Below are 7,621 nucleotides of genomic sequence, written 5' to 3'. Positions count from 1 at the left end.
ACCCACCATCCTGCGTTTCCTGGCCGAGCAGGGCCGCAGAGACGAGGGTCCGCCGAGTGTCGAGCCCGATCAATTCGCCGTGCGGCCCCTCGGCCCTTCGGCGGCGCTGCTGACCTATCGTGCTGCGCACCGCCAGCCGGACGGATCGCTCACGCGGCACACGCTGCGCTCCTCGGTCTGGGTGCGCGAGGGCGAGGCCTGGCAGATGCTCTACCACCAGGGCACCGCGGCCGAGACTTCCTGGTAAGACTCAGGCCGTCGGGTAGGTGCCCGGCACCAGGATGTCGCGCGTCACGTTCGTCAGCTGCGTGTGGCCGCAGAAGGCCATGGTCACGTCCAGCTCCTTGTGCAGGATGGCCAGCGCCTTGGCCACGCCTTCCTCGCCCATCGCGCCCAGGCCATAGGCCATGGCGCGGCCGATCATCGTGCCGCGTGCGCCCAGGGCCCAGGCCTTGAGCACGTCCTGGCCGGAGCGGATACCGCCGTCCATCCACACTTCCGTCTGCGAACCCACCTCGGCCGCGATGGCGGGCAGCGCGTGGATGCTGCTGGGCGCGCCATCGAGCTGGCGGCCACCGTGGTTGCTGACGACGATGGCGTCGGCCCCCGCCTGCACGGCGAGCTTGGCGTCTTCCACGTCCATGATGCCCTTGAGGATGAGCTTGCCACCCCATTGCTCCTTGACCCAGGCGATGTCGGCCCAGCTCAGGCGCGGGTCGAACTGCTCGTTGGTCCAGGCCGAGAGGGACCGCATGTCGCTGACGCCCTTCACATGACCCACGAGGTTGCGGAAGGTGTGGCGCTTCGTGCCGGCCATGCCCAGGCACCAGCGTGGCTTGGTCATCAGGTTGATGATGTTGGCCAGCGTCGGCCGCGGCGGCGCGGTGAGGCCGTTCTTCAGGTCCTTGTGGCGCTGGCCGATGACCTGCAGGTCCAGCGTCAGCACCAGGGCCGAGCACTTGGCGGCCTTGCAGCGGTCGATCATGCGGGCCATGGCCTCGCGGTCGCGCATCATGTAGAGCTGGAACCAGAACGGCGCCGAGGTGTTCTCGGCGATGTCCTCGATGGAGCAGATGCTCATCGTGCTGAGCGTGAACGGGATGCCGAACTTCTCGGCCGCGCGCGCCGCGTGGATCTCGCCGTCGGCGTGCTGCATGCCCGTCAGCCCCACGGGGGCGATGGCCACGGGCATCTTGGCCTGCTGGCCCACCATCTTCACGGCCGTGCTGCGGCCTTCCATGTTGACGGCCACGCGCTGGCGCAGCTTGATGGCCTGGAAGTCGCTCTCGTTAGCGCGGTAGGTCGTCTCCGTCCAGGAGCCGGAATCGGCGTAGTCGTAGAACATGCGCGGCACTCGCTTCTCGGCGAGTTGGCGCAGGTCTTCGATGCAGGTGATGACGGGCATGGCGGACTGGTCGGAGTGAGGCCGCGATGCTAGGCCCGCCTCGGTCGGTGCGCCCCGGAAAAAAACTCAGCCGGGTCGAGAGGAGTTTTCCGCTTCGAGCGCGCGGCAATGCGCATGCAGCCACTCGGCGAAGGCCTCGGATGCCGGGCTGGCGCGGTGGCGAATGAGGCCGTAGTGGCGCTCGGCCGGCACGGTCAGCGCARACGGCTGGACGAGGCGGCCTTCGGCCAGCTCGTGGCGGGCGAGGCTGAGCCTGGCCAGTGCCACGCCCTGGCCGGCCAGGGCCGCGGCCAGCGTCAGGCCCAGGTCGACGAAGCGCGGGCCTTCGTCCGGCTCGGGCAGGTCGCCCAGGCCGGCGGCGCGCAGCCAGGGCGCCCAGGGCTGCAGCGGCGTGCGCAGCAGCGGCAGGGCGAGCAGGTCGGCCGGCTCGCGCAGCGGTTCGTGGCGGGCCAGCAGGGCGGGTGCGGCCAGCGGCGTGAGGCGGTCGCGCAGCAGCACCTGGGCGGGCGCGATGTCGTCCGGCACGGCGCCGTGGCGGATCTCCATGTCCGCCCCCGCGTCGCCCTCGGCCAGCAGCGGGACTGACAGCGTCAGCTCCAGCTCCACCTCGGGGTGGGCGGCCGTGAAGCCGGGTAGCGCGGGCACCAGCAACTGGCGTGCAAAGGTGGGCGTGGACGTCACGCGCAGACGCTCGCGCTGCTGGCTGGCGCGCTGGTGCAGCGGCATGGCCTGCAGCAGGGCCAGGGCCTGGCGTACCTGGGGCAGGTATTCGTGGCCGGCGGAGGTCAGGGTCAGGCCCTTGGCGGGTTGACGCAGGAACAGGGGCTGGCCCAGCCGCTCCTCCAGCCCGGCCACGCGCTTGGCGACGGCGCTGGCCGTCAGCGCGAGTTCGGCGGCGGCGGCCTCGAAGCCGCCCGTGCGGGCCACGGCCTCGAAGGCCAGCAGAGCGTCGAGCGAGGGCAGGCGGATGGCGCGCGAGGACATGGGGTCATCCTACCCAGCCACCCCCGGAGCAGGCGAGGGGATGCGGTGCGTCAGAAGTTGATCGTCGTCGGCCCGGCGTCGCGCGACGGCCGGCGCAGGTATTGGCCCAAGGTGCCGGCCATCGCCGCCACGACACCCGCGGCCAGCCGCAGGGCTTGGGGCCTCGCAGCATTTGCGTGACCAAGCCTGGGTGTGTCGCCGGGCTGCGCGATGGCGTGCACCAGCGCCAACTCCTGCTGGCGCTCCTGCACGAGGAAGAACATGCGGTTCGGGTCGGCAAAGCGCTGCGCCAACGCGCGAACCGCCTTCAGCTCGTGGCTGCGTACCCGCACACCTTGCGGGCTCAAGGTGCAGCCCAGGGCACGGCTGCGCAGGTAGAGCGACTTGGCCGCCAGCCGGTCGGGCAGGCAGCCCACGCCGGCGTACAGGCAGTTGGCGAGGTTGAAGGTGGCCTCGGCGTGGCCCATGGCCGCCGCCGTCACGTAGGCCGACAGGCCCGCCGCCTCGTCGACCGGGCCGCCTCGGCCGGTCATCAGCGCCCGCCCGAGCTGGAAGCGCCCGATGGCGCTGCGCCGGGACGCGGCCTGCTCCAGCACCCGCCGCGCCTGCGCCGGGTCCGCGGCCATGCCCAGCCCTTCCAGCTGGCACAGCCCCAGCATGGCGAGCCCGTCCTTGTCGCCGCTGTCTGCCGCGGCACGGAACCAGCCCACCGCGCGCTCATAGTCCGGCGGGTTGGCATGGAACAGGGCCATGCCGTGCTGGAGCGGGTCTACGGGCTGCGCGTTGAGGGCCATGGGCGGGGTCGGCCCCAGGTTGAGGATATTCATGCAGCAGACGGGCGTTGGAGGTCGATATTGCGACCTGGTTTGGGCGGCCCGAGCGGTGCTCAGGCGCCCGGCAAGGCGTATCCCTGAATTGTTGGTGGGCCGGGCAGCAGGGCAGGGCTGCGCGGCGTGCAGTAATGCTGCAAATTGCCGCAAACCGAGGCGCTCGGCGAGAATTTCAAGGCTTCAGCGGCGGGCCGGCCACCCTGCGCCGGCCGCCACCACAACGCGAACTCCGCCCGACACCATGAGCTTTTCAGTCCTCGCCAAATACGCCATGGAACTGCCTGGCGCCACGCAGGACATCAAATGGGGCGCCGACTGGGTGGCCAGCGTCGGCGGCAAGATGTTCTTCGTCGGCGGGCCACACCCCGGCAAGTGGACGCATTGCAGCTTCAAGGTCGACGAGCACCGCTTCCTGGAGCTGACCGGTGTGCCCGGCATCGCGCCCGCGCCTTACGCGGCGCGGTATCACTGGGTGGCGGTGGAGGATGCGAAGGCGCTGCCCTTATCGGAACTCAAGGCACTGGTGAAGCGCTCGCATGAGCTGGTGGCTGCCAAGCTGCCGAAGAAGCTGCGGCTGAGCCTGGGCCTGGCCGAGTAGGTCCGGGCCGAGAGCGTGCACCGCGTGACTCGCGCATTGGGCGCCAGCGAAACGCTCAGCTGGATTGGGCGCGCCACACCAGAACGGGCACTTCGGTGTGTGCAAGCACGCGCTGGGTCTCGCTACCGAGCAGCAGCCCGGTCAAGCCCTTGCGGCCATGCGAAGCCATCACGATCAGGTCGCACTGCAGGCGCTTGGCGACACTGCAGATGGCGTCATGGGGATGGTCGTTCTGTTCCATCAAGGTCTCGCAGGGCACCTTCGCTTCGTTCGCCACGCCGCTGACAAACTTGAGGTAAAGGTCCGCGTGGGCCCGCACGTCTGTCGCGAACTGATCGCGCGAACCCTCCAACTCAGACGCTCGATAGGTCAGCACATGAAAGGCAGGCGTGGCGTAGAACGCCGTCACCCGCGCGCCGGAAAGCCTTGCCAACTCGACGCCATGAAAGACCGCTTGCTCGGAGAACCGAGACCCATCGGTCGGAAGCAGGATGTGCTTGAACATGATGCACCTCTGGCTAGAAGCCGGGCACTCGCACGTCAGAGCAGGCCTAGCATCACCTGCCCAGGTGACCCGACCGGACCCGGCTTGCGGGCAGGTCGTCTGCGACGATAGTACGCCGCGGCGGGCAACTTGGGTGGGCTCTTCGGTATCTTGGCTGACCCTTTGCGGTGGGTCTTGATCACGTGCTGTCCTGCACTACGCGCTCTTGGACCGCTCCCGCGCCTCGTGCAGCGTCGCCAGCGTGATCTTGCGCACCTCGGCCTTGCTCTGTTCGACATGGCTGCGCAGCAGCAACTGGGCCTGCTCGACCTTGCGCTGCATGACTGCGCGCAGGATCTTGGCGTGCTCAGCGTAGGTCGCCTCGATGCGGTGGCCGCGCGTGAAATCCAGGTGCCGGATGATGCGGATCTGCTCCGTCACGTCCCAGTGCACACGGGCTATCTCGGCGTTGCCTGCCGCTCTCACCAGCGTGGCGTGGAAGGCCTCGTCCAGCATGCCCACCTCGCGGGCATCACTCAGTCGCTCGGCGGCGGGGACCAGCCAGATGTCCTTCAACGATTCCAGCTCCGGCGGCGGCGTGCCGGTGTGCGTGCACAGCCGCGCCACGGCGGCCAGCTCCAGGACGACGCGCAGGTCGTAGAGCTGCTCCAACCTGCCGAAATCGATCGGCCGCACGGACCATCCCGACTTGGCCTCGACGTCGAGAAAGCCCTCGTTGCGCAACTTGAAAAGCGCTTCCCGCACCGGCGTGCGGCTGACGCCCAGGCGCTGGCCCAGTTCCGCCTCCGAGAAGCGGTCGCCCGGTACGAGCTGGAAGTCGTTCAGCTCGGCCTTGAGCCGGGCGTAGACCTGCTCGGCCAGATTGGGACGGCCGGMACGCGGGGCGCTGGCAGAAGAGTCGACGATGGCCCGCATGCCGGCGATCTTAGCCAGCGGGCGGGGTGAGCAAGCTCTTCTGCTCAGCGAGCATGTTCAACGGCGCACCTCGCGCTGGAAGATCTCCAGGCTCTGCTTCTTGGCCGTGATGAAGCTCGGCTCCGACAAAGTGGCCACCGTGCGCGGCCGCGGGTCCTCGTACTTCAGGATCTCGGCCACCCGGGTCGGCCGCTTGGTCAGCAGCAGCACCTCGTCGGCGAGGTACACGGCCTCCTCCAAGTCGTGCGATACCAGCATCATGGTCGTGCCCGTCTGCATGAAGACCTCCTGGAGCTTCTCGCGGATGAACAGCGTCATCTCGAAGTCCAGCGCCGAGAAAGGCTCGTCGAGGAAGAGCACCTCGGGGCCGGGTGCCAGCGCACGCATGATGGAGGCCGTCTGCTGCTGCCCGCCCGAGAGTTCGTAGGGGTAGCGGTTCAGGTCGAACTTGACGTCGAAGCTCTCCACCAGCTCGGCCATGCGGCGGTCCACCTCGGCCTTGCTGCGGCCTTCCATCTTCAGCGGGTAGGCGATGTTGTCGATGGTGCGCATCCACGGGAACATCGCCTCGCGGTAGTTCTGGAACACGTAGCCGATCTTGGTGTCCTTGAGGCTCTTGCCGTCGAACAGGATCTGGCCCGAGTCGATGGGAATCAGCCCCGCGATCATGTTGATCAGCGTGCTCTTGCCGCAGCCGTTGGGGCCGAAGACGGACACGATCTTGTGCTTGGGGATGTCGAGGTTGAAGTCCTCGTACAGCGGCCAGCCGGCGAAGTATTTCGTCAGCCCGCGGATGGTGATGTGGGTGCCGGCGGGACCGGGCTGGAAGGCGCGCACGGGCACATCGGGCACGACCGGGGCGTTGATGACGGCGGACATGGCTTACCTCCCACTCCAATGGACGATCTTGCGTTCCAGCACCAGGAACAGAATGTTGAGCACATAGCCCAGGATGCCCGCGGCCAGGATGGCGGCGTACATGGTCTTCACGTTCAGCACTTGCTGCGCGTCGATGATGCGGTGGCCCAGGCCGTTGTCCGAGCCGATGAACATCTCGGCCACGACGACGATCACCAGCGCCATCGACACGGCAGAGCGCAGGCCCACGAAGCTGGGCTGCAGGCTTTCCCACACCAGCACGTCCTTGAAGATCTGCCAGCGCGACGCGCCCATCACCTTGGCCGCCATGACGCGCTGCTTGCGCGCGTTGATGACGCCGTAGGCGCTGTTGAACACGACGATCAGCAGCGCGCCAAAGGCCGCGATGGCGATTTTGTTGATGTCCGACACGCCGAAGATCAGCAGGAACAGCGGGATGAGTGCCGACGACGGCGTCGAGCGGAAGAAATCGATAAGGAACTCGACGCTGCGGTAGGCGCGCTCGTTGCTGCCCAGCAGCACGCCCATCGGCACGCCGATGACCGCGGCGATCAGGAAGGCCTGCACCGTGCGCCACACCGTGGTGGCGAAGTCCAGCAGCAGCGGCCCGCCGGCCAGGCCGACGACGAGCGTCTGCAGTGTGGCCAGCGGCGGCGGCAGCAGGATGGGCCGGATGAGGCCGAGGCGCACCACCAGGTCCCAGATGATGAAGAGCAATAGCGGGCCGATGAAGGGCAGCAGCTTGGCGACGTTGAAGCGCGGCAGGCGCACGGCGGGTTGGCCATCGGCGGCCTTTTGCCAGGGCGGCGTGGCGGCAGGAGCTTGTTCCATGGCTTCAGGCTTTGTAGATAAGGGTCRTGACGTCGAGCTTCTTCTCGAACACGCCCTTCTCGGTGAACAGGTCGAAGAACTTCTGGAAGGCCGCCACGTCGCTCGGTGTGAACTCGTTGTAGAGCATGTAGGAGGCCAGCGGCACCTCGCCGGTGAGCGGACCTTCGATGGCCGTGTAGCCCTTCAGGAAGTTGCGCGCCTGGGCCGGGTCCTTGCGCACGAGGTCGATGCCGCGGGCATAGGCGGCGATGTATTTCTTCGTCTCGGCCGGGTGCTTCTTGATGAACTCGGTCGTCAGCGTGGCCGAGCCGCCGTGCCAGGGCGCCAGCGGGTCGCCGAGGATGTACTTGGCGATGACGCCGGCCTCCAGCACGCGCGTCGTGCCATTGAGCCGGCCCACGGTGCCGGTGGGTTCCAGCGTGTAGACGGCGTCCACCTGGCCGGCGGCGAGCGCGGCCACGTGCTGGCCGATGGGCAGCTCGGTCACCGTCGTGCCCGCGGCGCCGGCGCGCTCCAGCACGGCCATGGCCAGCGTCTTGTTCTGGATGCCGGGGCCGCTGGCCACGCGCTTGCCCTTGAGCTCGGCCAGCGTCTTGACGGGGCTGTCCTTGGGCACGAGGAACTGGTCGAGCACGTACTTCTGGTTGCTCGGGTTGGTGGCGATGATCTTGAAC

Annotated in this window: 10 protein-coding genes; 2 read left to right on the top strand and 8 right to left on the bottom strand. The window is 68.2% G+C overall.

Annotation, left to right across the window (positions count from 1 at the left end):
• On the top strand, positions 1–247 hold a 247-nt coding region (locus AC1DU6_RS14315; protein WP_477857867.1), incomplete at its 5' end, for a DUF4440 domain-containing protein.
• A 3-nt stretch (positions 248–250) separates the two neighbouring features.
• Here the strand turns inward: AC1DU6_RS14315 and AC1DU6_RS14310 are convergent.
• The 3 genes from AC1DU6_RS14310 to AC1DU6_RS14300 form a co-directional block, all read right to left on the bottom strand.
• The gene (locus tag AC1DU6_RS14310) at positions 251–1,405 is read right to left on the bottom strand and encodes an alpha-hydroxy acid oxidase (protein WP_477857866.1); all 1,155 of its coding nucleotides are present in this window, start codon (positions 1,403–1,405) and stop codon (positions 251–253) included.
• Between the two features lie 66 nt (positions 1,406–1,471).
• On the bottom strand, positions 1,472–2,389 hold the full coding sequence (locus AC1DU6_RS14305; RefSeq protein WP_477857864.1) for a LysR substrate-binding domain-containing protein: 918 nt from the start codon (positions 2,387–2,389) through the stop codon (positions 1,472–1,474).
• 50 nt (positions 2,390–2,439) lie between these two features.
• A complete protein-coding gene (locus AC1DU6_RS14300; protein WP_457325409.1) occupies positions 2,440–3,216 on the bottom strand; it encodes a tetratricopeptide repeat protein in 777 nt (258 codons plus the stop codon).
• A gap of 244 nt (positions 3,217–3,460) precedes the next feature.
• On the opposite strand from AC1DU6_RS14300, the gene AC1DU6_RS14295 reads away from it, so the two are divergent.
• On the top strand, positions 3,461–3,817 hold the full coding sequence (locus AC1DU6_RS14295) for an MmcQ/YjbR family DNA-binding protein (protein WP_457325410.1): 357 nt from the start codon (positions 3,461–3,463) through the stop codon (positions 3,815–3,817).
• Positions 3,818–3,872: 55 nt separating this feature from the next.
• On the opposite strand, the gene AC1DU6_RS14290 is transcribed toward AC1DU6_RS14295, so the two are convergent.
• From AC1DU6_RS14290 to AC1DU6_RS14270, 5 genes are all read right to left on the bottom strand, one after another.
• On the bottom strand, positions 3,873–4,322 hold the full coding sequence (locus AC1DU6_RS14290; RefSeq protein ID WP_056195544.1) for a universal stress protein: 450 nt from the start codon (positions 4,320–4,322) through the stop codon (positions 3,873–3,875).
• A 195-nt stretch (positions 4,323–4,517) separates the two neighbouring features.
• The gene (locus AC1DU6_RS14285) at positions 4,518–5,237 is read right to left on the bottom strand and encodes a GntR family transcriptional regulator (protein WP_477857861.1); all 720 of its coding nucleotides are present in this window, start codon (positions 5,235–5,237) and stop codon (positions 4,518–4,520) included.
• Positions 5,238–5,294: 57 nt separating this feature from the next.
• Positions 5,295–6,116 carry an ABC transporter ATP-binding protein gene (locus AC1DU6_RS14280; protein WP_056195551.1) on the bottom strand — a complete coding sequence of 274 codons (822 nt, stop codon included), beginning with the start codon at positions 6,114–6,116 and terminating at the stop codon, positions 5,295–5,297.
• Positions 6,117–6,119: 3 nt separating this feature from the next.
• On the bottom strand, positions 6,120–6,947 hold the full coding sequence (locus AC1DU6_RS14275; RefSeq protein WP_457356395.1) for an ABC transporter permease: 828 nt from the start codon (positions 6,945–6,947) through the stop codon (positions 6,120–6,122).
• Positions 6,948–6,951: 4 nt separating this feature from the next.
• Positions 6,952–7,621: ABC transporter substrate-binding protein (locus tag AC1DU6_RS14270; protein ID WP_477857860.1), on the bottom strand; the 670-nt coding region annotated here is incomplete at its 5' end.

This window comes from Roseateles sp. P5_B10 (genome assembly GCF_056400485.1).
This window is presented reverse-complemented; position numbering and strand designations above follow the sequence as displayed.

Bases quoted from the DNA above. Each gene is read 5' to 3' on its own strand.
- AC1DU6_RS14300 (WP_457325409.1), bottom strand. From the start codon at position 3,216: ATGAATATCCTCAACCTGGGGCCGACCCCGCCCATGGCCCTCAACGCG.
- AC1DU6_RS14290 (WP_056195544.1), bottom strand. From the start codon at position 4,322: ATGTTCAAGCACATCCTGCTTCCGACCGATGGGTCTCGGTTCTCCGAG.
- AC1DU6_RS14280 (WP_056195551.1), bottom strand. From the start codon at position 6,116: ATGTCCGCCGTCATCAACGCCCCGGTCGTGCCCGATGTGCCCGTGCGC.
- AC1DU6_RS14295 (WP_457325410.1), top strand. From the start codon at position 3,461: ATGAGCTTTTCAGTCCTCGCCAAATACGCCATGGAACTGCCTGGCGCC.
- AC1DU6_RS14310 (WP_477857866.1), bottom strand. From the start codon at position 1,405: ATGCCCGTCATCACCTGCATCGAAGACCTGCGCCAACTCGCCGAGAAG.
- AC1DU6_RS14275 (WP_457356395.1), bottom strand. From the start codon at position 6,947: ATGGAACAAGCTCCTGCCGCCACGCCGCCCTGGCAAAAGGCCGCCGAT.